This is a genomic window from Patulibacter brassicae, assembly GCF_033949425.1.
Taxonomy (GTDB): domain Bacteria; phylum Actinomycetota; class Thermoleophilia; order Solirubrobacterales; family Solirubrobacteraceae; genus Patulibacter; species Patulibacter brassicae.
The window spans coordinates 333,036-359,242 of record NZ_JAXAVX010000001.1 but is presented as its reverse complement, the minus strand read 5'-3'; the positions used below and the strand labels follow the sequence as shown (position 1 = coordinate 359,242).

Here is a 26,207-nt window from a genome sequence, read left to right as displayed (position 1 = left end):
GAGGACCCCGCCGGCACCGGGCGACGTCCCGGTCCGGCGCGGGAGCGCGTGGTGCATCCGGTCGGCGGCCTGGGTCGTTGGTGCGGGTAGAGGGGCGCCGGACGGCGTCCCCCACCGTTCCGACCCCCGGGAGGACCCTGTGTCGCACCAGATCAACCTCGACCAGCTCGACGTCGACGGCGACGTCCGCGAGGCCGCCGAGGCCGCCGGCTTCGACCGCAGCACGTTCCTGCGCAACGGCGCGCTCGCCGGTGCCGTCGTCGGCGCGTCCGTCTTCGGCCTGCCGTCGATCGCCCAGGCGAAGATCTCGACGAAGAACAAGTCGACGAAGAACGACATCAAGATCCTGAACTACGCCCTGACCCTCGAGTACCTCGAGGCCGCCTTCTACAAGGCCGCGGTCGACCAGGACCAGTTCGCCAGCCCGGAGCTCAAGCAGTTCGCCCAGGTCGTGGCCGTGCACGAGAAGGAGCACGTCGACTTCCTCAAGAAGGGCCTCGGCAAGGCCGCGGTGAAGGCGCCGAAGCTCGACACGAGCGCCGTCGCCACCGCGATCTCGGCCCAGAACTTCGGCGCGACCGCCAAGGCGCTCGAGGACGCCGGCGTGGCCGCGTACGCGGGGCAGGGCCCGAACATCAAGACCCGCGCCTACGTCACCGCGGCGCTCTCGATCCACTCGGTCGAGGCGCGTCACGCGGCGTGGATCCGCTACATCCTCGGCGGCGGCGCCGTCGGCGCCAAGCCGGCGGACTACCCGGCGCCGAAGACGTTCGACAAGGCCCGCAGCGAGGCGGGCACGCTGAAGCTCGTCACGAGCACCGGCCTCCTGGCCTGATCCCGCCGCGGGCCCGTCCCGCGCCACGACGCAGCGCCCGCGACGCCCGCCCGGCCACCGCCCGGCGGGCGTCGGTGCGTCCGGGCCCGACCGGCGGAGGGCACCGCGCCCCGGTGGCAGGGCGCCGACGCGCCGAGCTTCGTAGTCTGGCTGGCGTGAACTGGACGATCGACATCCCGGGGGAGTCGCTGCCGGATCTCCCGCCGCTGCCGTCGGAGCTGCGCGCCGCGCTCGACGACGCGCTGTCGCGCACCGCGCTGCAGCAGCCCTCGTGGCCCGACGCGGAGTACACGGTCAAGGTCCGCCGGCTGCTCGAGGCCGTGCCCCCGGTGACGCTGCCCGACGAGGTCGACCGGCTGCAGAAGCGGCTCGGGGCCGTCGCCCGCGGCGAGGCGTTCCTGCTCCAGGGCGGCGACTGCGCCGAGACGTTCGTCGACAACACCGAGGCGCACCTGCGCGGCACGATCCGCACGCTGCTGCAGATGGCCGTCGTCCTGACGTACTCCACGTCGATGCCGGTCGTGAAGCTCGCGCGCATCGCGGGCCAGTACGCGAAGCCGCGCAGCTCCGACACCGACGCGCTCGGCCTGCCGTCCTACCGGGGCGACATGGTCAACGCGCTGGAGCCCGACGCCACGGGTCGCGTCCCGGACCCGGGCCGCATGCTGCGCGCGTACGCCAACGCGTCGGCGGCGATGAACCTCACCCGCGCGATCACCGCGGTCTCCGACCTGCGCCACGTCCACGAGTGGAACAAGGACTTCGTCGCGAACTCGCCGGCGGGCGCCCGCTACGAGCGGGTCGCCACCGACATCGACCGCAGCCTGCGCTTCATGGAGGCCTGCGGCGTCGACGACCAGTCCCTGCACTCCGTCGACATGCACGCGAGCCACGAGCTCCTCGTCCTGGACTACGAGCGCGCGCTGCTGCGCCTGCACGAGGGCCGGCTCTACAACCTCTCCGCCCACATGCAGTGGATCGGCGAGCGGACGCGGCAGATCGACGGCGCGCACGTGCGCTTCGCCGCGCTCACAGCGAACCCGACGGGCGTGAAGCTCGGGCCGACGTCCACCCCGCAGGACGCCCTGGACCTGCTGGAGATCCTGGACCCGCACAAGATCGACGGCCGCGTCTGCCTCGTCTCGCGGATGGGCAACGACAAGGTCCGCGAGGCGCTGCCGCCGATCATCGAGGCCGTCGAGCGGTCCGGTCATCGGGTGGTCTGGCAGTGCGACCCGATGCACGGGAACACGCACGAGGCCCCCAGCGGGTACAAGACGCGCGCGTTCGACAGGATCGTCGACGAGGTCAAGGGCTTCTTCGAGGTCCACCGACGGCTCGGGACCCACCCGGGCGGTATCCACGTCGAGCTCACGGGCGAGGACGTCACGGAGTGCGTGGGCGGCGCGCAGGAGATCTCCGAGGATCAGCTGGCGTCGCGCTACGAGACGGCGTGCGACCCGCGGCTGAACACCCAGCAGTCGCTCGAGCTGTCGTTCCTCGCGGCCGAGATGCTGCAGACCAGCTGACCCGCGGCCGGGCGGTGGCGGACGATCGACCGCCACCGGCCGCGCGGGCCCAGCGACGGCCGGCCAGGTCCGCCCGTCGTCCAGTCGGGGCGTCCTGTCGTCGTCCTAGGGTGGGCGGCACATGCTGACGGAGCGCCTCTTCGCCATCAGCGAGCGCGGGAGCACCGTGCGGGCCGAGGTGCTCGCCGGCGTCGCGACGTTCGCGACGATGGCCTACATCCTCGCGGTCAACCCCTCGGTCCTGGGGGCGCTGCCGGACGCGGCGGGGGTCCGGCTGGACCACGCCGAGCTCGTGACGGTGACGGCGCTCGTCGCGGGCGTCCTGACGATCGCGATGGGCCTGTTCGCGAACGTCCCGTTCGCCCTCGCCGCCGGCCTCGGCATCAACGCGTTCGTCGCCTACACGCTCGTGGCGGGGGAGGGCCTGGGCTGGGCCGAGGCGATGGGCGTCGTCGTGGTCGAGGGTCTCGTGATGCTCGTCCTCGTCGTCGCCGGGTTGCGCGAGGCGGTGATGAACGCGATCCCGGACGCGCTGAAGCGCGCGATCGGCGCGGGCATCGGCCTGTTCATCGCGTTCATCGGCTTCGTCGACGCCGGGATCGTCGCGCGGCCGGACTCCGACGCCCCGATCGTGGCGCTCACGCCGGACCTCGGCACGTGGACGACGGCGGTGTTCGTCGTGGGCCTCGTGGCGATGGCGGTGCTCATGGCCCGCCGCGTGCCGGGGGCGCTCCTCATCGGCATCGTCCTGTCGACCGGCCTGGCGATCGTCGTCAACCAGCTGGCGTCCGGCACCCCGATCCCGGGCGCGGTCCGGCCGGACCGGCTCGCCGACACGCCCGACCTCGGTCTCGTCGGGGCGTTCTCGCTGGACTTCTTCAGCACGCTCGGCCTGGCCGCCGCGGTCGGCCTCGTCCTCACGGTGCTGATGGCGAACTTCTTCGACGCGATGGGCACCGCGCTGGCGCTCGGTCGCCGGGCCGGGCTCACCGACGCCGAGGGGCGGTTGCCGCAGATGCGCCGGGTGCTGCTCGTCGAGTCGGCGGGCGCGGTCGCCGGCGGTGCCGCCTCGGCGTCGTCGAACACGATCTACATCGAGAGCTCCGCGGGCGTCGAGCAGGGGGGCCGGACCGGCCTGGCGAACGTCGTGACCGGCGTCCTCTTCCTCGCCGCGATGTTCTTCGCCCCGCTCGTCGGGATGATCCCGGCGGCCGCGACGGCGCCCGCGCTCGTGATCGTCGGCGCGCTGATGCTCAGCGTCGTGGCCGACATCGACTGGGAGGACGTCGGCCTGTCGGTGCCGGCGTTCGCGACGATCGCGCTGATGCCGTTCACGTTCTCGATCGCCAACGGCGTCGGCGCGGGCATGGTCCTCTACGTCCTGATCGCCGTCCTGCGCGGCCGCTGGCGCGACGTGCACCCGCTGCTGGCCGTCGTCGCCGGGTTCTTCGTCTGGTACTTCCTGCACGGGACGGTCTGACGGTCGGCGACCGGATCGGGGCGCCGTCCTCAGGACTCGTCGAGCAGGCCCAGCCCGCGGATCGCGATCCGCGCCGCCGCCGCGACGAGCGCGTCGTCGGCGGGCAGGCCGGCGTCGCCGCGATGGGTGAGGACCCCCAGCAGCACCGGCGCCCGCCGTCCGGGTGGCCACACCACCGCCACCTCGTTCGCGCTGCCCCACGCGAGCGAGCCGCCGGTGCCGGTCTTCCCGGCCACGCGCCAGCCGGCGGGCAGCGCGGCCCGGATCCGGGCCCGGCCGGTGGTGCTGGCCTGCAGCCAGCGCCGCAGGCGCGCGCGGTCGACGGCCGGCGCCGCGGGGCCGAGCACGAGGGCGCCCAGCGACCGCGCGGCGGCCTCCGCCGTGGTGGTGTCCCGGACGGCGCCGGGCGCCCACCGGTTCAGCTCGGGCTCCGTGCGGTCCAGCCGCGTCCGGCGATCGCCGATCGACCGCAGCCACCGGGTGAGGCCCGCGGGTCCGCCGGCCGCGCGCAGCAGGAGGTTGCCGGCGGTGTTGTCGCTCGTGCGCACCGCCGCGGAGCAGAGCTGCCGCACGGTCAGCCCGTCGGCGAGGTGCAGGCGCGTGACGGGCGAGGGATCCAGCAGCTCGGCGGCGCTCCAGCGCACGCGACGGTCCAGGAGCCCCGGCTCCTCCGTGCGCGCGCGGTGCAGGACCGCCGCGCACGCATGGGCCTTGAAGACGGACGCGATCGGGAAGCGCCGGTCGGCGCGGTGCCGCAGCGTCCGGCCGTCCCCGGTGTCGAGCGCGAAGACCCCGACGCGGGCGTCCTCGCGTCGCTCGAGGCGACGCCACGCGACCGCAGCGGCCGCCGCCCGCGCCTCGTCGCGTCGCTCGCTCCGCGGCGGAGCCGGAGCCGGAGCCGGGGCGGTGGCCCCTGGTGCCGGCGGACCGGACGGATCGGAGCCGCACCCCGCCAGCGCGACGAGGACGGCTACCACGCCGAGGAGGGTGGGGGAGCGCACGACGACAGCGAACCAGGCCGCCGGGCGCTCGTCGAGATGCGAACTGCGCTTGTACTGGATTCCGGACGGACGTCCGTGATACCGTACGTCCACGATGGCGACGGAGATCCCCACCGCCCCGGTGCTGCCGGCGGACCGCGAGCGGATCGAGATCGGTCCGCGCGTGCGTGCCCTGCGCGACGAGATGGGCCTGTCGCTGCGCGAGGTCGCGGAGCGCTGCGGCGTCTCGGCGACGACGCTGAGCCAGGTCGAGCGCGGGGAGACCTCGCCGACGCTGCAGGTCGCCGCGCGGATCGCCGCCGGCCTGGACCTGCGCCTGAGCCAGCTCCTGCGCCTCGACGAGGGCGGCTCGGTGACCGTCGTGCGGACCGGCGACCGGCGCCGCGGGGGCGACCCCGAGCGCGGGCACCGGTTCGAGGTCCTGACCCCGCCGCTGCCCGGCCAGCGCAGCGAGCTGACCCGCCACGAGCTGGACGCGGGCGCACGGACCGGCACCGCGGACGACCCGCCGATGCACGCCCCCGGCAGCCGCGAGATCGCGCTCGTGGAGCGCGGCCGCGTCGTCCTGCACTGCGACGGCGTCGCGCACGAGCTCGACGCCGGCGACTGCGTCACGTTCGACGCCGACCTGCCCCACCACTTCGACAACCCCGGTCCGGACCCGGCGAGCCTGCTGGCCGTCGTCAGCGCCGGACTGCGCGCCGGCTGACCGCCGGCGCCACTCCACCCTCACGGAGAGCACGACACGATGCCCAAGACGCTGTTCGACAAGATCTGGGAGCGCCACGAGGTGGCGGACGGCCTGATCTACATCGACCTCCACATGGTCCACGAGGTCACGAGCCCGCAGGCCTTCTCCGGCCTGCGCCTCGCCGGCCGCCCGGTCCGCCGCCCCGACAAGACGCTCGCGACGGCCGACCACAACGTCCCGACCGACGGCACGCTGACGGCCGCGCGGATCACGGACGAGCTCTCGCGCAAGCAGGTCGAGGCGCTCGAGCAGAACTGCGCCGAGTTCGGCGTGCCGGTCTTCTCCCTCGGCTCGAACCGCCAGGGCATCGTCCACGTCGTCGGTCCCGAGCAGGGCATGACGCAGCCGGGCATGACGATCGTCTGCGGCGACTCCCACACCGCGACGCACGGCGCGTTCGGCTCGCTGGCCTTCGGCATCGGCACGAGCGAGGTCGAGCACGTCCTGGCCACGCAGACGCTCGTGCAGAAGAAGCCCAAGTCGATGCGGATCCGCTTCGAGGGCGAGCTGCCCTTCGGCGTCACGGCGAAGGACATGATCCTCGGCGCGATCGGCCAGATGGGCGTCGACGGCGCCGTCGGCTACGTCGTCGAGTTCGCCGGCCCGGCGATCGAGGCGCTCTCGATGGAGGGCCGGATGACGATCTGCAACATGACGATCGAGGGCGGCGGCCGGGCCGGCATGATCGCGCCGGACCAGACGACCTTCGATTACGTCCAGGGCAAGCCCGCCGCGCCGACCGGCGCCGCGTGGGACGCCGCCGTCGAGGACTGGAGGACGCTCTACACCGACGAGGGCGCGACCTTCGACCGCGAGGTCGTCGTCGACGTGACGAAGCTCGTCCCGCAGGTCACCTGGGGCACGACCCCGGACATGGTCGTGGGCGTCGACGGCACCGTCCCGACGGTCGACTCCTTCGCGGACGCCGCCGGGCAGGAGCAGGCCCGGCGCGCGCTGGAGTACATGGGGCTGGAGGGCGGCGAGCCGATCGAGGAGATCAAGATCGACCGCGTCTTCCTCGGCTCCTGCACGAACGGCCGCCTGGCCGACCTCGAGGCCGCGGCCGAGGTCATCCAGGGCCGCAAGGTCGCCGACCACGTCTACGCGATGGTCGTCCCCGGCTCGGTCCAGGTGAAGCTCGCCGCGGAGGCCAAGGGCCTGGACAAGGTCTTCACCGAGGCCGGCTTCGACTGGCGCGGGGCGGGCTGCTCGATGTGCCTGGGGATGAACCCCGACGTCCTGCAGCCGGGCGAGCGCTGCGCGTCGACCTCGAACCGCAACTTCCAGGGACGCCAGGGCAAGGGCGGCCGGACGCACCTCGTCTCCCCCCAGATGGCCGCCGCCGCGGCCATCGAGGGGCGCTTCGTCGACATCCGCGACTGGACGCCGACCGGCGGCCGGGAGCCCGTGGCGGCCTGACCGCCCGACGACCTCGAACCGCAAGGACCACGCACATGGACCCCGTGAAGATCATCGAGGGCAAGGTCTCGGACCTGCACCGCGACGACGTCGACACCGACCAGATCATCCCCGCCCGCTTCATGAAGCGGGTCGAGCGGACCGGCTTCGGCGAGTTCCTCTTCCACGACGCGAAGCAGGCGCCGGACTGGGACGTCGCCGTCGGCGAGGAGTACCCGATCCTCACCAGCGGCGCGAACTTCGGCTCCGGCTCCAGCCGCGAGCACGCGCCGTGGGCGCTGGAGGACGCCGGCTTCAAGGCGATCGTCGCCGTGTCGCTGGCCGACATCTTCTACTCGAACAGCACGAAGATCGGGCTGCTGCCGATCGAGCTGCCGGAGGACCAGGTCCGCGCGGTCGCCGCCGCCGGCGCCGCCCGGATCGACCTCGAGGCGCAGACGGTGACGATCGGTGCCGGCACCGCGGACGAGCAGGCGTTCTCGTTCGACATCCACCCCGAGACGAAGCACCGGCTCCTCAACGGGCTGGACGACATCGGCCTGACCCTCGCGCAGGCCGACAAGATCGACGCGTTCGAGGCCCGCCTCGAGCAGCGCGCCTGGTCGGGGCCGAGCTCGCGCTCGCTCCCGGCCGAGGACCCGATCGCCACGACCCCCGTCGCCTAGGAGGCAGCGCATGACCGCGTCCTTCCGCGACACGGGGGAGGACGCGGCCGCCGCGTCCCCCTCGGTCGCCACCCCCGGCTGGTACGACCGCTGGTCGTCGGACTACGACGCCCAGCGCCGCCAGCTCATCCCGCCGTTCGACGCCTTCTACGGGACCGCCGTCGAGGTGGCCGCCGCCGGTCGCGGTGACGGCCGCGGCACCCGCGTGCTGGACCTCGGCGCCGGGACCGGCCTGCTGGCCGCCGCGGTGGCCGACGCCCTGCCGCGTGCGGAGCTCGTGCTCCTGGACGAGGCGCCCGGGATGCTCGACCAGGCACGCGTGCGCCTGGCGGCGCTCGGCGACCGCGTCGCGTTCGTCCGCGCGAGCATGGAGGACCCGTGGCCGGCCGGCGGGTACGACCTCGTCGTCTCGTCGCTGGCGATCCACCATCTCGACCACGCCGGGAAGCGGACGTTGTTCGCCCGCGTCCGCCAGGCCCTGCGCCCGGGCGGGACGTTCGTCAACGCCGAGCAGATCGCGGGCCCGACGCCCGCCACCGACGCGCTGAACGTCGCCCGCTGGGGCCGCCAGATCGCCGCGGCCGGGATCACCGCCGACCAGCGCGCCCAGGCCGACGCGCGCATGGCGCTCGATCGCCCCGCCCCGGTCGAGGATCAGGTCCGCTGGCTGCGCGAGGCCGGGTTCGCCGAGGCCGACTGCGTGTTCAAGCAGTGGCGCTTCGCCGTCTACGCGGGCTGGCGCGACGCGACCGCGATGGAGCTGGCCGCATGACCGCCGACGCGCCCCACGACTGGGAGGCCGAGACCTACCACCGGGTCTCCCAGCCGCACGACGACTGGGCGAGCCAGATCCTTGGCCGGCTCGAGCTGCGCGGCGACGAGACGGCGCTCGACGCCGGCTGCGGCAGCGGCAAGCTCACCGAGCTCCTCGTCGGAGCGCTGCCGGCCGGCCGGGTGATCGGCGTCGACGCGTCGCCGTCGATGATCGAGCTGGCCCAGAAGCGGCTGCCCGACACCGTCGAGCTGTCGGTCCAGGACCTCACGGCGCTCGCGCTCGTGGACCAGGTCGACGTCGTCGTCTCGTCGGCGACCTTCCACTGGATCGCCGACCACGACCTCCTGTTCGGACGGCTCGCGGCGGCGCTGCGTCCCGGCGGTCGGCTCGAGGCGCAGTGCGGCGGCGCCGGCAACGTCGCCGACGTCGAGGCGGCCGTGGGGCGCTTGCGCGAGCGGGAGCCGTGGCGCAGCGCGTTCGCCGGCTGGGACGGGCCGTGGAACTTCGCCGGGCCGGCGGAGACCGAGCGGCGCCTGCGCGACGCCGGGTTCGTCGACGTCGCCTGCTCGCTCGAGCCGCGCGAGGTCGCCCCGGACGATCCGTACGCGTTCCTCCAGGCCGTCGTCCTCGGCGCCCACCTCGAGCGCCTGCCGGTCGACGTGCACGACGACTTCGTCGAGGCGGTCCGCCTGGAGATGGCGCCGGCGGACGGCAGCCCGCTCGTCGTCCGCTACGTCCGGCTGAACATCAGCGCCCGCCGGGCCGGCGCCGAGCTGCGTCCGGGGGAGACCGTCGGGCAGCTCGCCTCGCGCCTGCGCGCCGACGGCGCCTGATCCCGGCGGGCCCGGGGCCGGGGCGACCGCCCGGCTCCGGACCCGGGTCCGCCACTACCCTGCACCCCCCGGTCCCCGACCGACGACCACCAGACCAGGAGCACCATGTCCCACGCGATCGCTGTCCTGCCCGGCGACGGGATCGGCCCGGAGATCACCGCGCCGACCCTCGAGCTGCTCAACGAGCTCGGCGACTTCACGTTCTCCGAGCACCCGTTCGGCGGGGCCTCGATCGACGCCCACGGCACCGCGCTCACCGACGAGACGCTCGACGCCTGCCGCGCGTCGGACTCCGTGCTCCTGGCCGCCGTCGGCGGCCCGAAGTGGGACACGACCGACCCCAGCGCCCCCCGGCCGGAGCAGGGGCTGCTCGGCCTGCGCAAGGAGCTCGGGCTGTTCGCGAACCTCCGCCCCGTCCGGCCCGTGCCGGCCCTCTACGACAGCTCCGCGCTGAAGCGCGAGGTCCTCGACGGCACCGACCTGCTCGTCGTGCGCGAGCTCACCGGCGGCATCTACTTCGGCGAGAAGACGCGGACGGACACCGACGCCTCCGACCTCTGCCACTACACCGTCGCCGAGGTCGACCGGATCGCGCGCGTCGCCTTCGACGCGGCGCGCAAGCGCCGCAACCTCGTGCACTCGGTCGACAAGGCGAACGTCCTGGAGACCTCGCGCCAGTGGCGGCAGGTCGTCCACGAGGTCCACGGCGCGGACTTCGGCGACGTCGAGCTGCGCGACCAGCTCGTCGACTCCTGCGCGATGGAGCTCATCGCGCGTCCGACGCAGTTCGACGTCATCGTCACGGAGAACCTCTTCGGCGACATCCTCTCCGACGCCGCCGCGATGCTCTCGGGGTCGCTGGGCATGCTGCCCTCCGCCTCCGTCGGCAATCCGGACGGTCCCGGGCTCTTCGAGCCGGTCCACGGCTCGGCGCCCGACATCGCGGGGCAGGGGGTCGCCAACCCGCTGGCGATGTTCCTCTCCGCGGCGATGATGCTGCGCCACGGTCTCGACCTCGAGGCCGAGGCGACGGCGATCGAGACCGCCGTCGACGGCGCGCTGGCCGACGGGCTGCGCACGAAGGACCTCGGCGGCGACGCCACGACCGCCCAGGCGCTGGACGCCGTCCGCGGTCGGCTGTCCTGAGCGTCCGGCGCGGCCCGCGACGCGGGCCGCGCGCCGGCCCTCAGCCGCTGTAGAACGGGTTGGGCAGCTTGAACGTCCGCTCGGCGAACCCGCCGACGAGGTCGCTCTCCTGGTCGCCGACGTTCGCGACGATCGTGAAGCCCCGTGCCTCGATGCCCTTGCGCTCGCCCGTCTTGTAGGTCGCGGAGGAGGCGAAGAAGCTCGGCCTCAGCGACAGCCCGTCCCACACGGGGTACCGCGCGGCCTTGAGGTTGCGGATCGTCGTGTCGCGCAGGCCCGGGACGTCGTCCGGTCGAGCGGTGACGAGGAAGATCGAGAACCCGGCGGCGCGCGCGGCGTCGTAGGTCTCGCCGACGCCGGGCATCCGGGTGCCGGTGCCGGTCAGCGCGCCGGGGAACTGCCCGAGCGAGCCGGCCTCGACGTTGCCCGCCGGCACGCCGATGTAGTTCGACAGCAGCGTCTCGTCGATGTCGAAGACGATCGCCGGCTTCGTCGGGGTCGCGCGACAGGCCTCGGCCGCCGGCTTCGCGACGTCCGGCGCCTTCGCCGCAGCGGCCGCGGCCCGCGCGCGCCGCTCGAGCCGGGTGGCGCGGGCGGCGAGGGTCCGGGCGCGCTTCGTGGCCGCGGCGCGTGCGGACCGGGAGAGGCCGGAGCGACGCGCGGCGCGGCGGGCGGCGGTCGCGCGCTTGCGCGCCGCCCGCGCGGCGGTGCGAGCCTTCCGGGCGGCGGACCGCTCGGCGGCCGTCGGCTCGTGGACGGTCGGCTGGGTCGCCGCCCCGTTCGTCCCGACCGGCAGGCCGTAGGCGCGACAGGCGGCGGTCGTGTCGCGGATGTCGGCCGCGCGCTCGCGCACCCAGGCGGTGGCGGGCGCCGCGGCGGCCGTGACGTCCTTCGCGTACTGCCCGCTCTGCAGGTACTGCGTCTTGCTCGCCGGCGCCGGCTCGGCCGCCTGCGCCGGACCGACGGCGAGGGCTCCCGTCGCGAGGACGACGACGGGCAGGGCGAGGGGCCGGGTCGCGGGCATGGGGCGCATCCTGCCCGATCCCGCCGGGCGGGGGGTCAACCGCTCGGCAACATGGCGCGTGCGCGGTCGGCCGCGCGCCGGGCGGGTAGCCTTCGACCCGTCCACGCACATCCGGGGGGTCCCAGGAGGGGCTGAGATGGCGCTGATCCGCGCCGACCCGCAGACCTGATCCGGTTCATACCGGCGGAGGGAGCATCAGATGGAACGGCACGCCTTCGCGGCCGACGACTCGCGGCGCACGCAGCGCCGCCTCGCGCGGGACGGCATCGTCTCGCCGGAGATGGCCCGGGTGGCCGAGCGGGAGGGGCTCCAGGCCCAGCTCGTGCGCGACGAGGTCGCGCGCGGCCGGCTCGTCATCCCGGCCAACCTGCACCACGCGGCCCTCGACCCGATGGGGATCGGGCTCCGGGCGCGGGTGAAGATCAACGCGAACATCGGCTCCAGCCCGACCACCTCGTCGCTGGACGAGGAGGTCGAGAAGCTCGCCCTGTCCCAGCGCTGGGGCGCCGACACGGTCATGGACCTCTCGACGGGCAAGCGGATCCCCGAGACCCGCCGGGCGATCCTCGACGTGGCGACGGTGCCGATCGGCACCGTCCCGATCTACGAGGCGCTCGAGCGGGTCAAGCGGCCGGAGGACCTCACCGCGGAGCTGCTGCTGGAGGTCATCGCCGAGCAGGCCGAGCAGGGCGTCGACTACATGACGATCCACGCGGGGGTGCGGCTCGAGCACCTCGCGCTCTGCCGCCACCGCGTGACGGGCATCGTGTCGCGCGGCGGCGGGCTGCTCGCGCGCTGGATGGTCCACCACGAGCGCGAGAACCCGCTGTACGAGCGCTTCGAGGAGGTGCTCGCCGTCTGCGCGCGGCACGACGTCACGATCTCGCTCGGGGACGGGCTGCGGCCGGGGTCGATCGCCGATGCCTCCGACGCCGCCCAGTTCGCCGAGCTCGACACGCTCGGGGAGCTCGTCCAGCGGTGCTGGGACGCCGACGTCCAGTGCATGGTCGAGGGCCCGGGGCACGTGCCGCTGCACCAGCTGCAGGAGAACGTCGAGCGCCAGCAGCGCGTCTGCCACGAGGCGCCGTTCTACACGCTGGGACCGCTGGTGACCGACGTCGCGCCGGGCTACGACCACATCACGAGCGCGATCGGCGCAGCGGTCGTGGGCTGGCACGGCACCTCGATGCTCTGCTACGTCACGCCGAAGGAGCATCTCGGCCTGCCGGACGCCGAGGACGTCAAGCAGGGCCTGATCGCCTACCGGATCGCCGCCCACGCGGCCGACCTCGCGCGGGGCGGTGCGCACGGGGCGCGGGCGGCGCGCTGGGACCGCGAGCTCTCGCAGGCGCGGTTCGACTTCGACTGGCGGCGGCAGTTCGCGCTCGCCGTCGACCCCGACACGGCGCAGGCGATGCACGACGAGACGCTCGCCGACGACTACTTCAAGACCGCCGAGTTCTGCTCGATGTGCGGGCCGAAGTACTGCCCGATGCACAACTTCCGGGACGTCGACTGGGAGCGGCTCGAGCGGCTCGGGGCCCGCCGGCCGGTCGGCGCGGACTGACGGCGGGTCGGCGCGTCCGGGTCCGGAACGACGACGGCCCCGCTCGTCGAGCGGGGCCGTCGTTCCCGGGAGCGCGGCGCGGGCCGCGACCGCTCAGTCGTTCGTGCGCGTGGCGTCGCTCTCGACGCCGGCCCAGTGCGCGGGCATGTGGATCCGGCAGTGGCCGACGCCCTGGGCGTCGATCTCGTCCGGCGCGTGGCCGCCGTCCAGGAACGGGTCGTCGAGCTGGCCGGCTCGCGCCGCCAGCATCGCGCGGATGCGCTCGTCGCGATCCTGCAGGGACATCACGGGGTGCTCGGTGGTCGCCATCGTTCGTCGTCTCCTCGTTCGCCGATCGGGGCGGGTGCTCCATCGACCGTACGCCGCCCCCGGCGGGCCCACCACCGGCGCGGGACGGTCGCCCACCGGTCGGGGGGTCGCGGCGAGGGCCGCCGGCGCGGCCCCCGCGGTACAGTCATGGGACGCCTTCGGCCGCTCTCCGGACGGGGCGCATCAGCGACGAGGAGCACGCGGTGCCGCAAGCGGACGTCATCTGGAAGAACGGCGAGCTCGTCCCGTGGGACGAGGCCAAGATCCACGTCCTGACGCACGCGCTGCACTACGGCACCGGCGTCTTCGAGGGCGTCCGCTGCTACGACACCGAGATCGGCCCGGCGATCTTCCGCCACCACGAGCACGTCGACCGCCTGTTCCGGTCCTCGTCGCTCTACTACATGCCGATCCCGTTCACCCAGGAGCAGATCCGGCAGGCGACGCTCGAGACGGTCGCGGCCAACGGGCTGCGCTCCTGCTACATCCGGCCGATCGTCTTCCGCGGCGAGGGCCCGATGGGACTCAACCCGCTGGACTCGCCGGTCGATGTCGCGATCGCCTGCTGGGAGTGGGGCGCCTACCTCGGCGACGAGGGCAAGGCCAACGGCGTCCGCGCGAAGGTCTCCTCGTGGCGCCGGCTCTCGCCCGCGGGCCTCATCCCGCACGCGAAGGCCACCGGCCAGTACCTCAACTCCGTCCTGGCGAAGATCGAGGCCACGAAGGCCGGCTACGACGAGGCGATCCTGCTCGACGACGCCGGCGTCGTCTGCGAGGGCTCGGGGGAGAACCTCTTCGTCGTGCGCGACGGCCGGATCGTCACGCCCCCGCAGACCGCGTCGATCCTCGACGGGATCAACCGCCGCTCGGTGATCGAGATCGCCGGCGACCTCGGCTACGAGGTCGTCGAGCGCGATCTCGCGCGCGCGGAGCTCTACCTCGCCGACGAGGTCTTCGTCACCGGCACCGCCGCCGAGCTGACCCCGATCCGCGAGGTCGACGACCACCCCGTCGGCACCGGCGAGCCGGGTCCGATCACGCGCGAGGTGCAGCGCGTGTTCGAGGACGCGCTGCACGGGCGCGACGAGCGCTACCGCCGCTGGCTCGATCCCGTCCCGGTCTCGGAGCAGGTCTCCTGATGTCGCGGCTCGTGCCGCGCGCGATCGCCGCGCGAATTCCGTAGGGCGCCGGGCCGGCACGGCCTGGACGCCCGTGCCCATCCGCGTCCCGCCCGGGGACGCGCACGCCGCCCTACGACCAGATCGCACGACCCGCCATGACCCAGACCGCACGCCCCTTCGAGCTCTACGACGCCACGCTCCGCGACGGCATGCAGGGCGAGGGGATGTCCCTCTCCGCGGAGGAGAAGCTCCGCGTCGCGCTGAAGCTCGACGAGCTCGGCGTCACGCTCATCGAGGCGGGCTTCCCGGCCTCGAACCCGAAGGAGCAGGAGCTCTTCGCGCTCCTGGCCCAGGAGACCTGGACCCACTCGACGATCGCCGCCTTCGGCATGACGCGCCGGCGCGACCTCCGCGCCGACGAGGATCCGTCGCTGCGGATCCTCGCCGACGCGTTCTGCGACGTCACGACGATCGTCGGCAAGACGTGGGGGCTGCACCTGGAGAAGGTGGTCCGCGTCGATCCGGCCGAGAACCTCCGGCTGATCGCGGACTCCGTCGCGTTCCTCGTCGGCGAGGGCAAGCGGGTGATCTACGACGCCGAGCACTTCTTCGACGCGTGGCGCGACGACCGCGAGTACGCGCACCGCTGCCTGCGGGCCGCCGTCGAGGCCGGCGCCGACACGCTGACGCTCTGCGACACGAACGGCTCGTCGCTGCCGATGCAGATCCACGAGGCGGTGAGCGCGGTGGTCGCCGAGCTCGGCGAGCACGCCCGGATCGGCATCCACGCCCACGACGACACCGGCTGCGGCGTGGCGAACTCGCTGCTCGCGGTCCAGGCCGGCGCGACCCACGTGCAGGGCACGACGAACGGCATCGGCGAGCGGACCGGCAACGCGAACCTCACGACGATCACCGCCGACCTGCAGCTGAAGCTCGGGATCGCGGCGCTCCCGGACGGCCACCTGCCGAAGCTCACCGAGACGGCGCACTTCGTCGACGAGCTCCTGAACCGGACGCCGCGGCCGACGCAGCCCTACGTGGGGCGCAACGCGTTCGCCCACAAGGGCGGGCTGCACATCGCCGGCATCCGCGCCGACGCGTCGACCTTCGAGCACGTCGACCCGGTCGACGTCGGCAACCAGCGCGAGATCCTCGTCTCGGAGCTCGCCGGCAAGGGCACCGTCGTCGAGAAGGCCGCCGACGCCGGGCTCGAGGTCAGCGACGAGCAGGCGACGCGGATCATCGAGCGGGTGAAGGAGCTCGAGCACCGCGGCTACCACTACGAGGCGGCGGACGCGAGCTTCGAGCTGCTGCTGCGCCGCGAGACGGGGGTCTACGAGCCGCTCTTCCGCCTGGAGAGCTGGCGCGTCATCGTCGAGCAGCGCGCCGGCGGGCGGGTGGAGACCGAGGCGACGATCAAGATCTGGGTCGGCGACGAGCGCTTCGTCCGCACCGCCGAGGGCAACGGCCCCGTGCACGCGCTCGACCGGGCCCTGCGCGACGCGATCGCCGGCGTGCACCCGCACCTCGCCGACATCGAGCTCGTGAACTTCAAGGTCCGGATCCTCGACGAGACGAAGGGCACGGGCGCGGTCACCCGCGTGCTCATCGACGCCTCGGACGGCCAGCGGACCTGGGGCACGATCGGGGTCGGCGAGAACCTCATCGGCGCCTCCTGGGACGCGCTGGTGGAGTCCCTCGCGTGGGCGGAGCAGCCGGGGCGGGCCGTCGCCGCGCCGGCACCCCGCGGCGACGCGGCCGACGACGACGCGGTGCCGGTCGCGCGATGAGCGAGGAGCCCGAGCTCGTCCCGCTCGCCCGTCCGGTCATCGGCGAGGCCGAGGAGCAGGCGGTCCTCGAGGTCCTGCGCTCGGGCCACCTCTCGCTGGGGCCGCGCCTGCCCGCCTTCGAGGAGGCGTTCGCCGCGCGGGTCGGCGCTCGGCACGCGAGCGCCGTCTCCTCCGGCACGGCGGGGCTGCACCTCGCGCTGCGAGCCGTCGGCGTGGAGGCCTCGCCCGCCGACGCCGGTACGGGTCCGGGGCCGGAGGTCGTCACCTCGCCGTTCTCGTTCATCGCCTCGTCGAACGCCGGGCTCTTCGAGCGCGCGGTCCCGGTCTTCGTCGACGTCGACCCGGTGACGCTCAACGTCCCGTCGGCCGCGGTCGCCGCGGCGGTCACCGACCGCACCGCGGCGCTGCTGCCGGTGCACATCTTCGGGATCCCGGCGCCGACGCCCCAGCTCGAGGGGCTCGGCGTGCCGATCGTCGAGGACGCCTGCGAGGCGCTCGGCGCCGTGCACCCGGACGGCGTGCCCGTCGGTGGCCGCGGGCACCCGGCGGTCTTCGCGTTCTACGCGAACAAGCAGATGACCACCGGCGAGGGCGGGATCGTCACGGTCGGCGACCGGGCGACGAAGGACCGCCTGGACAGCGAGCGCAACCAGGGCCGCGCGCCGGGCATGGCGTGGCTGGATCACGACCGGCTCGGCTTCAACTACCGGCTCTCCGACCTCCAGTGCGCGCTCGGCCTCGCCCAGCTGGGCCGGCTCGACGAGCTCCTCGGCGGGCGGGAGCGCGTCGCCGCCGCGTACGCCGAGCGCCTCGCGGATCTCGCGGAGCGCACCGGGCTCGCGCTGCCGGCCACCGACGCGGACCTGGCGGCGACCGAGGTCGCCGGGGCCCGGCGCTCGTGGTTCGTCTACGTCGTCCGGCTGCCGCGCGACCTTGATCGCAACGCGACCATCACCGAGCTGGGCCGACGCGGCATCCAGACCCGCGACTACCTGCCGGCGATCCACCTCTTCTCGTTCTACCGCGAGCGGTTCGGCTTCCGCGAGGGCCAGTTCCCGGTGGCCGAGGACGCGGCGCGTCGCGGCCTGGCCCTGCCGCTGTTCCCGACGATGACCGAGGCGCAGGTCGATCGGGTCGTCGCGGAGCTGACCGACGTCCTGACCGCCCGGCGGTAGGCTCGCGGCGTCCCCGATCGCGACCGGTCCGCACCGGTCGAGAGGAGCCCGCCGTGTCCGCCTTCCGTACCGCCGTCGAGAGCGGCGACCCCGAGCGCATCGTCGCCGAGCTCGCCGACGACGTCGTCTTCCACAGCCCGGTCGCTCACGCGCCGTACCACGGCAAAGCCGTGGTGGGGATGATCCTGCGGGCCGTCTTCCGCGTCTTCGAGGGCTTCCGCTACGAGGCCGAGATCGGCTCGGAGGACGAGCACGTGCTCGTGTTCCGCGCCCGGGTCGACGACAAGGACGTCGAGGGCATCGACCTGCTGCGGACGGGTGACGACGGCAAGGTCACCGAGCTCACGGTGATGGTCCGCCCGCTGTCGGCCGCCACCGCGCTCGCCGCGCGGATGAAGGTCGAGTACGAGCGCGGCATGGCCGAGCTCGCCGGCGCCGGCGACTGACCGTCGCGTCGCCGCCGACGGCGCTCGTCGTGCGTGGCGGCGGCGTCCCCCGACGACCGGGCGGCGGCCGACGAGCCACCGCGCGGCGCTACCGCGGACGGTGCAGGACCGCCTCGTCCAGTGCGGCGACGCCCGCGGCGACGACGACCCGGCGGGTGCGCTCGCGTCCCGCGGGCGGCCACGCCAGCACGGTCGTGATCTCGGGAGCGTCGACGACGGGCACCGCGACGTGCTCGGGCCACTGCCACGCGCGACTGGACGCCGGGATCACGAGCAGCGCCCGGCCGAGCGCGACGAGCTGGGCGAGCTGGGATTGGGTGTGGATCTCCGGTCCGGGCCCCTCGGGGTAGCCGCCGCCGACGCGGGGCCACCGTGCCATCGGCAGGTCCGGGACGTCCCGGACCTCGGCCATGCTGAGTCGCTCCCGCGCGGCGAGCGCGTGGCTCGCAGGGACCACCGCGACCTGTCCCTCGGTGAGGAGGTCGCGGGTCTCGAACCCTGCGAGATCGTCGACGGGGCGGTGCATGATCGCGATGTCGGCACGGCCGTCGCGCAGCAGCCCCGCCTGTTCCCCGACCTCGCAGAGGAGGACCTCCACCGGCACGGGCTCCGCGGCGCGGTCGCAGGACTCGAGCAGGCGCTGCAGCAGGGCGTGGGACGCACCGGCTTTCGTGGCCAGCACGATCGGCCGGTCCGGATCGGCGGCCCGCTGCGCGCGGCGTGCCGCGGCGGCGACCGCGTCCAGCGCGGTGCGTGCCTCGGGCAGGAACGCCCGTCCGGCCTCGCTGAGGCGGGTGCCCCGGCGGTCGCGCACGAGCAGCTCGACGCCGAGCCGCAGCTCCAGCCGGCGGATCGCACGCGAGAGCGGCGGCTGCGCGATCCCGAGCGCCGCGGCGGCGCGACCGAAGTGCAGCGTCTCGGCGACCGCGACGAAGTACCGCAGCTCGCGCGTCTCGAGATCGACCACGGACGGAGGATACCGTGATACCCGACGGGTATCACGAGGCACCGGATCGGTCTTGGACGCGGCGCGTCCGATGTCCGACCATCGGTCGGGTGAACGACACGAGGACCGCGCTGGTGACCGGCGCGAACAAGGGCATCGGCTTCGCGATCGCACGGGGGCTCGGAGAGCTCGGGCTCGCGGTGGCGGTCGGGGCGCGGGACGACGTCCGACGCGAGGAGGCCGTTGACCGGCTGCGCGCTGGTGGCGTCGACGCGTTCGGGGTGGCGCTCGACGTGACCTCCGACGAGGGCGTCGTCGCCGCCGCCGAGGCGATCGAGCGACGGGCGGGGCGGCTCGACGTCCTCGTCAACAACGCCGGGATCGCCGGGCGGACCGACGGCGGGGCCCAGGATCCGACGACGCTCGATCTCGACGTCCTGCGCGCCGTCCTGGACACGAACGTGCTCGGGGTCGTCCGGGTCACGAACGCGATGCTGCCGCTGCTGCGCCGCTCGCCGTCGCCCCGCATCGTCAACGTCTCGAGCACCATGGGCTCGCTGGCGCTGCAGGCCGGTCCCGTCCTCGCCGCGTACGCCCCGTCGAAGTCGCTGCTCAACAGCATCACCGTCCAGTACGCCCGGGCGCTGGCGGACACGGGCATCCTCGTGAACGCCGCGTGCCCCGGCTACGTCGCCACGGACTTCACGGGCTTCCAGGGGCAGCGGACGCCCGAGCAGGGGGCGGCCATCGCGATCCGGCTCGCGACGCTCCCCGACGACGGGCCCCGGGGCGGCTTCTTCGACGACGGAGGCGTCGTCCCCTGGTGAGCGCGGGCTCCCGCCGTGCACAGGGCTGGGGCGCGGACGGGACTCCGGCCCCGCTGTCGCGGGTCGCGGGGTGGGCGCGGCCTCGGGTCAGGCTCCCGCGGCGCGGCCTAGACTCCGGCCCCTATGTCGAGGTTTGCTGAGCCGCAGGACCCCGTCTTCCGGGCGATGAACACGTCGCTGGGGTTCGACCGCCGGCTCTGGCGCCAGGATCTGCGGGGCTCTCGCGCGCACGCGCGGATGCTGTCGGCCCGCGGCATCATCGGCGAGGCGGACCTCGAGGCGATCCTCCGCGGCTTCGCGCAGATCGAGGGCGAGCTCGAGCGGGGCGCGTTCCCGTTCGAGCCGAACGACGAGGACATCCACATGGCGGTCGAGCGCCGGCTGACGGAGCTCGTCGGCGATCCCGGCGCCCGGCTCCACACGGCGCGGTCGCGCAACGACCAGGTCGCCACCGACGTCGCGCTCTGGGTCGGCGAGGCGGCCGAGCGCGCCGTCACGGCGATCGAGGCGCTCATGACGGCCCTGATCGAGGTCGCCGAGGCGCACCGCGACTGGCCGATGCCGGCCTACACGCACCTCCAGCGGGCGCAGCCGGTCTACCTCGCGCACCACCTGCTCGCGTACGTGTGGATGCTCGAGCGCGACCGCGCGCGGTTCCGCTTCGCCGGCGAGCAGGCCCTGCGCCGGATGCCGCTGGGCGCCGGCGCGCTCGCGGGCGTGAACTTCGCGACCGACCGGACGATGACCGCCGCCGAGCTCGGGTTCGGCGCACCGGCCCCGAACTCGATCGACGCGGTCTCCAACCGGGACTTCGTCCTGGACTACCTGAACGCGGCGGCGACCTGCGCGACCCATCTGTCGCGGCTGGGGCAGGAGATCGTCCAGTGGGCGAGCGAGGAGTTCGGGTTCCTGACGCTGCCGGACGCGTGGTCGTCGGGCAGCTCGCTCATGCCGCAGAAGAAGAACCCGGACTGCGCCGAGCTGCTGCGCGCGAAGGCGCCGCGGATCGTCGGGCACCTGCAGGCGCTGCACGGCGTGATCCACGCCCTGCCGCTGACGTACAACAAGGATCTCCAGGAGGACAAGGAGCACCTGTTCGACGCGGCCGACACGATCGAGCAGGCGCTCGCCGCCGCGACCGGCATGATCGCCGGCGCGACGTTCCGCCGGGACCGGATGGCCGCCGCCGCGGCCGACGAGCTGCTCGCCGCGACCGACCTCGCCGACGAGCTCGTCAAGCGCGGCGTGCCGTTCCGCCAGTGCCATGCGATCGTCGGCGGTCTCGTTCGCGAGGCGGTCGACTCGGGCCGCACGCTGTCGGAGCTCTCCGACGACGAGCTGCGCGCCCAGAGCGAGCACCTCGGTCCGTGGATCCGGGAGGTCCTCGAGCCGCTGTCGCTGCTGGAGCGCAAGCAGAGCCAGGGCGGGACGGCGTCCGCGCAGGTCGCCGAGCAGCTCGATCTCGCGCGCGGCCTCCTGGCGTGAGCGACGCGCCGCGCGGGCTTCCGGCGGGCTTCTACGCCCGACCGGTCGTCGAGGTCGCCCGCGATCTCGTCGGCTGCCTGCTCGTCGGGGACGGCGCGGTCGGCCGGATCGTCGAGACCGAGGCGTACCACGAGACCGAGCCGGCGAGCCACGGGTACGGCGAGCCGCCCCGGCCGACGCCGCGGACGCGGACGCTCTTCGGTCCTCCGGGGCACGCGTACGTGTACCGCTCCTACGGCATCCACGCCTGCGTCAACGCCGTCTGCGAACGGGACGGGGTCGCCGCCGGGGTGCTCCTGCGGGCGGTCGAGCCGTGGGCGGGTCTCGAGCGCATCGCGGCCCGGCGCCCGGGACGTGCCCGGCGGGAGTGGGCATCGGGACCCGGCCGCCTGACGCTCGCGCTCGGCATCGAGCTCGAGCACGACGGCACGGACCTGCGGGACGGCGCCATCCGGATCCTCGGCCGGCCGGTCGACGCGCCGGAGCCGCGCGTGGTCACCGGTCCGCGGATCGGCATCACGCGCGCCGTCGACCTGCCCTGGCGCTTCGTCGACGCGGACAGCACGGACGTCTCGCGCCCGTGGCCGCCCGCGATGCGCGCCGCCCGCGCCTAGCCGAGCGGGACGGCGCCGCTGTCCGGGCTGCCGCCCCCGGATCCGCCGGCGGGACCGGAGCCGGCGGCGCCGCTGCTGCCCGACGGCGCGGGCGTCGGGTTCGGCGTGGCAGGGGTCGCGGGCGTGTTGCCGCTGCCCCCGCCGCCCCCGGAACCGCTGCCTCCGCCCGAACCGGAGCCCGAGCTCGAGGAGCCGGATCCGCTGGGCGGCGTCGCGGTGGTGCTGCCCGAGGTCTCGCCCGCGTCCGCGTCGCCGGACGCGGCGGAACCGGTCGCGTCGTCGTCGGAGCCCAGCGGGACGTCCTCGCCCTCGGGCTCGTCGCGGTCGTCCTGCGGGGCGCGCTCGGCGAAGATCCGCTCGGCCGCGCCGACGAACGTGCCCCAGATGCCGGCGGGGTACGTGCCGCCCTCGACGGCCTCGCCGGCGTACTCGGTGAGCATCGGCTTCGCGCCGTCGGGGTAACCGACCCAGACCGCGACGGTGAGCCGCTTGCTGAACCCGACGAACCACGCGTCGATGTTGTCGGAGGTCGTGCCGGTCTTGCCGGCGGCGAAGCCGCCGTACTGCGCGCGCTTGCCCGTGCCCGTGGTGACGACGGTCCGCATGATCGCGGTCGTCGCGTCGGCGACCTGCGGCGACAGGACGCGGACGCGTCGCGGCTCGTTGCGGGTCACGTCCTTGCCGTCGTCGACGGCCATGATCCCGACGGGTCCGCCGTTCGGTGCCCCGAGCGTGCCGTTGACCCGCAGGCCTCGCGTGGCGAACGTCTCGTAGGCGTGGGCGAGGTCGAGCACGGTGACGCCGCGCCGGGGGGCGCCGAGCACCAGCGCCGCGTTCGAGGAGACCGGGGTGCGGATCCCCATCCGGCGGATGAGGCGGGCGACCCGCTTCGTCCCGACCTTGATCCCCACCTGCGCGTAGACGGAGTTGTCCGAGAAGGTCAGCGCGCGGGCCAGCGACGTCGTGCCGGAGTACGCGTTGTGGTCGTTCGTGACGGTGAACGTCTCGCGGTTGCCCTCGTGGTCCCGGACGCGGAAGCTCACCCGCTTCGACGTCCAGGTCGAGGACGGCGAGATCCCGTCGCGCAGGGCCTGGGCGAGCACGAACGGCTTGAACGCGGACCCCGGCTGCCGCTCGCCCTGGGTCGCGAGGTTGAAGGGCCGCTCGCGGAAGTTGCGCCCGCCGACCATCGCCCGGACCTCGCCGGTCCGGTTGTCGATCGCCACGAGCGACGCCTGGGGCCCGGTCGGCGAGGCGAGGTACTGCTTCACGGCGTTCTCCGCCGCGTCCTGGAGCGACTGGTCGAGCGTCGTGCGCACGCGCAACCCGCCCTCGTAGGTGCGCCGGGCGCCGTAGCGCTCGACGAGCTGCGCGCTGATCCACGACGCGAAGTACGGGTTCTTCGCGTTGAGCGACGGGGGCTCGACGTCGCTGCGGCCCGGCAGCGGCTCGTTGCGCGCCTCCTCGTAGCGATCGAGCGAGAGCATGCCCTGCTCGCGCATCTTCAGCAGGACCGTGTTCCGTCGGCGCAGCGCGGCCTCGGGGTTGACCGTCGGGTCGAACCGCGACGGCGACGCGATGATCGCCGTCAGCAGGGCGGACTCCGCCGGACGCAGCTCCTTCGCGCAGGGCCGGTCCGACGTCTGACCGCATCCGCGGTGGTCGGCGGTGCGCCCGAAGTACGTGCGCGCCGCCGTCTCCACGCCGTAGGCGCCGTTGCCGAAGTAGACCCGGTTCAGGTACTGGGTGAGGATCTTGCTCTTCGGCCACTTGCGCGTCATGTGGTAGGCGAGGGCCGCCTCTCGCAGCTTCTGGAAGACCGTGCGCTGGTTCTCGGCCTGGAGGCCGAGCTTGATGAGCTGCTGCGTGATCGTCGAGGCGCCCTGGACGGCCCCGCCGGAGAGGACGTCCTGGACGGCGGCGCGCGCGATGCCCTTGAGGTCGACGCCGCTGTTCTGGCGGAACCGCTGGTCCTCCATCGCGATGACGGCGTCCTTCATCGACGGCGCGATCTGCGCGTCGGTGACGACGTAGCGGGCGTTCGCCCCGACGAGCGTCCCGATCTGGCGACCGGAGCGGTCCAGGAGGACCGAGTTGCGCGCCGTGCGGAACTCCTTGGCGGCGTCGAGGTCCGGGAGGTCGCTGGCGACGGCCATCATCATCCCGAACACCGTCGAGACGACGGCGAGCGCGCCGAGCGGCACGAGCAGGAGCAGGAGCCGGATCCAGCGGAAGCGCAGCTTGGGCCGCGCCGGACGGCCGGGCGGGCCGCCGTCCCCGCCGCGCCCGAGCCCCGGGTCCGACGGGGGCTCGAGGGGCGGCGCGCCGCCGCCGTCGGCGAGCGGCGCCGCGGGTGCGCTGCTGCGCGGCCGCGCGCGCGCCTCGCGGGCGCCCGCGGGAACCAGGGCGGCCGGCGCGTCGCTGAACGGGGCGCTCGCTCCGGTCGGGGCGCCGGTCCGGCGCCGCGGTGGTGCGCCGGGCGTCCCGACCGGCGCGCGACCCGCCGCGGCGGACGGGCGCCGAGGGACGTCGGGCGTCGCGTCCGCGACGGGCGGACGCCGCGGCGGCGCGGGACGGACCGGGGACCCGGCGGCATCGAGCGGCCGCGTCGCGGGTGCCGGCCGGGGCGGCGCGGGGCGGCCGGCGGACGACGGGCGCGGCGGCGTCGTCCCGCCGGGCACGGGCACGGGTGCCGGCTCCGGAGCAGGCGCCGCCGGGGCGGGCGGCTGCCCGCCGCCCCACCACGGCGCGGGCGCGGGTCCGTGGTCGCCGGTCGACGACGCAGCGTCGCGGCCGGCGGGCTGTCCGGGAGGTCTCGTCATACGCGCTCCGCGGCCGGCCGGACGAGCGAGAAGGCGGCAAGGCTCGTCCGTGGCGCGGGGATGGAGGCCACCTAATCTACCATCGGGCCCCATGAGCGACCCCGCTGCCGATGCCCGCTTCCTCGCCCGCAACGCAGCGGCGGTGCATCCGGCCGGCGGGCTGGAGGACCGCCTGGAGACCGCGCGTCGCGAGGGACGACCGCTGCGCGTGAAGCTCGGGATGGACCCCACGGCGCCCCACATCCACCTCGGGCACGTGGTCGTGCTGCAGAAGCTCCGCGAGTTCCAGGACCTCGGGCACCGCGTCGTGCTCATCGTCGGCGACTACACCGCGCGGGTCGGCGACCCGAGCGGCAGGTCCGCGACGCGTCCGGTGCTCTCCGGGGCCGACATCGATGCGAACGCCGAGACCTACCGCGCCCAGGCGGGGCGCGTCGTGCGCGAGGACCCGGACCTCCTCGAGGTCCGCCGCAACGGCGAGTGGCTCGACATGCCGATGGAGCGCTTCCTCGCGCTCGCGCGGATCCCGAAGGTGGCGCAGCTCCTCGAGCGCGACGACTTCTCCAAGCGCTACGCCGGCGGCAAGCCGATCAGCCTGCTCGAGTTCGTCTACCCGCTGCTCCAGGGCTACGACTCCGTCGCGATCGAGGCCGACGTCGAGCTCGGCGGCACGGACCAGACGTTCAACCTGCTCTTCGGCCGCGACGTCCAGCGGGCCGAGGGTCGCACGGAGCAGGTGGTCATGACGATGCCGCTGCTCGTCGGGATCGACGGGACGCAGAAGATGTCGAAGTCGCTCGGCAACCACGTGGGCATCGCGGAGCCGCCGGAGGAGATCTTCGGGCGGACCATGCGCATCCCGGACGAGCTGATCGCGACCTGGGCCGAGCTCCTGGCCGTCGACCTGCGCAGCGAGCCGCCGGACGACCCGCGCGCACGCAAGCGGGCGCTCGCGCGCGCCCTGTGCGAGCGGTTCGCGGGGGAGGGCACCGGCGACGCCGCGCAAGCGGCGTTCGATCGGCTGTTCCGCGACGGCGCCGAGCCGGAGCAGATCGATGAGCACCCCATTCCGGCGGGAACGGTGCACCTGCCCGCCGTCCTGTCGGACGCGTTCGGCGTCTCGCGCTCCGAGGCGCGACGCGCCATCCAGCAGGGCGGCGTCCGCATCGACGGGGAGATCGCGGGCGCCGACGGGCTGGACCTGGACGCGGACGCGCTGCGCGATGCGGTGCTGCGGATGGGGAAGCGGCGCTTCGTGCGCCTCGTGCGCGAGGGATGAGGGGCAGGCGGCGCGGGCCGCGCAGCTCGGCGCCGGTTCGCGCTGCAGGGAGAGCAGGACGCGAACGGGTCCGAGATGCTCCCGAAGAGCGCTAACGCGCCAACTTTCACCGCACGACGCACGGTCGCTCGAAACGTGTATATTGCCCCGGCCGCTGAGGAACGCGGCGCCGCCGAGAACCAGAGCGAAGCGAATCGCTCGACACGGAACTCGGCAAGGTGCTAAAGTCCTCAGCCCGCTCCGGAGTCACTCCGGGCTAGCGCCTCCGACATCGAGTGTCGGATCCGAAGGGCGCGGCGGTCTTTGAAAACGCAACAGCATGCGTGTTTCTCTCGAGAGAGAGGAGCACGTCCAGGTTCGACAAT

Annotated in this window: 23 protein-coding genes and 1 riboswitch; of the genes, 18 read left to right on the top strand and 5 right to left on the bottom strand. The window is 74.2% G+C overall.

The features are described 5' to 3' along the window. Positions 1-139 precede the first annotated feature (139 nt). From SK069_RS01740 to SK069_RS01730, 3 genes are all read left to right on the top strand, one after another. Positions 140-835 (top strand): ferritin-like domain-containing protein, encoded by a 696-nt coding sequence (locus SK069_RS01740; protein ID WP_319952453.1) that lies wholly within the window; start codon positions 140-142, stop codon positions 833-835. Between the two features lie 155 nt (positions 836-990). Continuing rightward, a complete protein-coding gene (locus SK069_RS01735) occupies positions 991-2,364 on the top strand; it encodes a class II 3-deoxy-7-phosphoheptulonate synthase (RefSeq protein WP_319952452.1) in 1,374 nt (457 codons plus the stop codon). Positions 2,365-2,485: 121 nt separating this feature from the next. Next, positions 2,486-3,844 (top strand): NCS2 family permease, encoded by a 1,359-nt coding sequence (locus SK069_RS01730; protein ID WP_319952451.1) that lies wholly within the window; start codon positions 2,486-2,488, stop codon positions 3,842-3,844. Between the two features lie 29 nt (positions 3,845-3,873). Here the strand turns inward: SK069_RS01730 and bla are convergent, their stop codons facing one another. Then, positions 3,874-4,845: a class A beta-lactamase gene (bla, locus tag SK069_RS01725; RefSeq protein ID WP_319952450.1), complete on the bottom strand. Its 972-nt coding sequence runs from the start codon at positions 4,843-4,845 to the stop codon at positions 3,874-3,876. 94 nt (positions 4,846-4,939) lie between these two features. Here bla and SK069_RS01720 point away from each other — a divergent pair, with 94 nt between their 5' ends. The 6 genes from SK069_RS01720 (at position 4,940) to leuB (ending at position 10,434) form a co-directional block, all read left to right on the top strand. Further along, positions 4,940-5,554 (top strand): helix-turn-helix domain-containing protein, encoded by a 615-nt coding sequence (locus tag SK069_RS01720; protein WP_319952449.1) that lies wholly within the window; start codon positions 4,940-4,942, stop codon positions 5,552-5,554. 39 nt (positions 5,555-5,593) lie between these two features. Then, positions 5,594-7,015 carry a 3-isopropylmalate dehydratase large subunit gene (gene leuC / locus SK069_RS01715; RefSeq protein ID WP_319952448.1) on the top strand — a complete coding sequence of 474 codons (1,422 nt, stop codon included), beginning with the start codon at positions 5,594-5,596 and terminating at the stop codon, positions 7,013-7,015. Between the two features lie 35 nt (positions 7,016-7,050). Next, positions 7,051-7,680 (top strand): 3-isopropylmalate dehydratase small subunit, encoded by a 630-nt coding sequence (leuD, locus tag SK069_RS01710; protein ID WP_319952447.1) that lies wholly within the window; start codon positions 7,051-7,053, stop codon positions 7,678-7,680. A gap of 10 nt (positions 7,681-7,690) precedes the next feature. Then, positions 7,691-8,452 (top strand): class I SAM-dependent methyltransferase, encoded by a 762-nt coding sequence (locus SK069_RS01705; RefSeq protein WP_319952446.1) that lies wholly within the window; start codon positions 7,691-7,693, stop codon positions 8,450-8,452. Continuing rightward, complete coding sequence (locus SK069_RS01700) at positions 8,449-9,288, top strand: methyltransferase domain-containing protein (protein WP_319952445.1); 840 nt, start codon at positions 8,449-8,451, stop codon at positions 9,286-9,288. Before SK069_RS01705 ends, SK069_RS01700 begins: the two co-directional genes overlap by 4 nt. 105 nt (positions 9,289-9,393) lie before the next feature. Continuing rightward, a complete protein-coding gene (gene leuB / locus SK069_RS01695; protein WP_319952444.1) occupies positions 9,394-10,434 on the top strand; it encodes a 3-isopropylmalate dehydrogenase in 1,041 nt (346 codons plus the stop codon). A 40-nt stretch (positions 10,435-10,474) separates the two neighbouring features. On the opposite strand, the gene SK069_RS01690 is transcribed toward leuB, so the two are convergent. Beyond that, the gene (locus SK069_RS01690; RefSeq protein WP_319952443.1) at positions 10,475-11,458 is read right to left on the bottom strand and encodes an HAD family acid phosphatase; all 984 of its coding nucleotides are present in this window, start codon (positions 11,456-11,458) and stop codon (positions 10,475-10,477) included. A 102-nt stretch (positions 11,459-11,560) separates the two neighbouring features. Continuing rightward, a riboswitch (TPP riboswitch) is annotated at positions 11,561-11,668 on the top strand. On the opposite strand from SK069_RS01690, the gene thiC reads away from it, so the two are divergent. Next, positions 11,658-13,025 carry a phosphomethylpyrimidine synthase ThiC gene (gene thiC, locus SK069_RS01685; RefSeq protein WP_319952442.1) on the top strand — a complete coding sequence of 456 codons (1,368 nt, stop codon included), beginning with the start codon at positions 11,658-11,660 and terminating at the stop codon, positions 13,023-13,025. It overlaps the preceding riboswitch by 11 nt. Positions 13,026-13,118: 93 nt before the next feature. On the opposite strand, the gene SK069_RS01680 is transcribed toward thiC, so the two are convergent. Continuing rightward, on the bottom strand, positions 13,119-13,334 hold the full coding sequence (locus SK069_RS01680) for a hypothetical protein (protein WP_319952441.1): 216 nt from the start codon (positions 13,332-13,334) through the stop codon (positions 13,119-13,121). A gap of 203 nt (positions 13,335-13,537) precedes the next feature. Between SK069_RS01680 and SK069_RS01675 the strand changes: the two genes are divergently transcribed. The 4 genes from SK069_RS01675 (at position 13,538) to SK069_RS01660 (ending at position 17,869) form a co-directional block, all read left to right on the top strand. Continuing rightward, the gene (locus SK069_RS01675; protein WP_319952440.1) at positions 13,538-14,473 is read left to right on the top strand and encodes a branched-chain amino acid transaminase; all 936 of its coding nucleotides are present in this window, start codon (positions 13,538-13,540) and stop codon (positions 14,471-14,473) included. Between the two features lie 137 nt (positions 14,474-14,610). After that, positions 14,611-16,248, top strand: coding sequence for a citramalate synthase (gene cimA, locus SK069_RS01670; RefSeq protein ID WP_319952439.1), 1,638 nt, complete (start codon positions 14,611-14,613; stop codon positions 16,246-16,248). Then, positions 16,245-17,423, top strand: coding sequence for a DegT/DnrJ/EryC1/StrS family aminotransferase (locus tag SK069_RS01665; RefSeq protein ID WP_319952438.1), 1,179 nt, complete (start codon positions 16,245-16,247; stop codon positions 17,421-17,423). Before cimA ends, SK069_RS01665 begins: the two co-directional genes overlap by 4 nt. Before the next feature lie 53 nt (positions 17,424-17,476). Next, a complete protein-coding gene (locus tag SK069_RS01660; RefSeq protein ID WP_319952437.1) occupies positions 17,477-17,869 on the top strand; it encodes a nuclear transport factor 2 family protein in 393 nt (130 codons plus the stop codon). 88 nt (positions 17,870-17,957) lie between these two features. Here the strand turns inward: SK069_RS01660 and SK069_RS01655 are convergent, their stop codons facing one another. Beyond that, the gene (locus tag SK069_RS01655; RefSeq protein WP_319952436.1) at positions 17,958-18,836 is read right to left on the bottom strand and encodes a LysR family transcriptional regulator; all 879 of its coding nucleotides are present in this window, start codon (positions 18,834-18,836) and stop codon (positions 17,958-17,960) included. An 80-nt stretch (positions 18,837-18,916) separates the two neighbouring features. Here SK069_RS01655 and SK069_RS01650 point away from each other — a divergent pair, with 80 nt between their 5' ends. From SK069_RS01650 to SK069_RS01640, 3 genes are all read left to right on the top strand, one after another. Continuing rightward, entirely contained in the window at positions 18,917-19,642 is a 726-nt protein-coding gene (locus tag SK069_RS01650; RefSeq protein ID WP_406628240.1) for an SDR family oxidoreductase, read from the top strand. Between the two features lie 123 nt (positions 19,643-19,765). Continuing rightward, entirely contained in the window at positions 19,766-21,127 is a 1,362-nt protein-coding gene (argH, locus tag SK069_RS01645) for an argininosuccinate lyase (protein ID WP_319952434.1), read from the top strand. Further along, complete coding sequence (locus SK069_RS01640; RefSeq protein ID WP_319952433.1) at positions 21,124-21,741, top strand: DNA-3-methyladenine glycosylase; 618 nt, start codon at positions 21,124-21,126, stop codon at positions 21,739-21,741. The genes argH and SK069_RS01640 overlap by 4 nt, the downstream gene beginning before the upstream one ends. Here SK069_RS01640 and SK069_RS01635 read toward each other — a convergent pair. Continuing rightward, positions 21,738-23,945, bottom strand: a complete 2,208-nt coding sequence (locus tag SK069_RS01635) for a transglycosylase domain-containing protein (protein WP_319952432.1) — start codon at positions 23,943-23,945, stop codon at positions 21,738-21,740. The two genes, SK069_RS01640 and SK069_RS01635, sit on opposite strands and share 4 nt — an antisense overlap. 709 nt (positions 23,946-24,654) lie before the next feature. Here SK069_RS01635 and tyrS point away from each other — a divergent pair. Next, positions 24,655-25,842, top strand: coding sequence for a tyrosine--tRNA ligase (tyrS, locus tag SK069_RS01630; protein ID WP_319952431.1), 1,188 nt, complete (start codon positions 24,655-24,657; stop codon positions 25,840-25,842). The last annotated feature ends 365 nt before the right edge of the window (positions 25,843-26,207 follow it).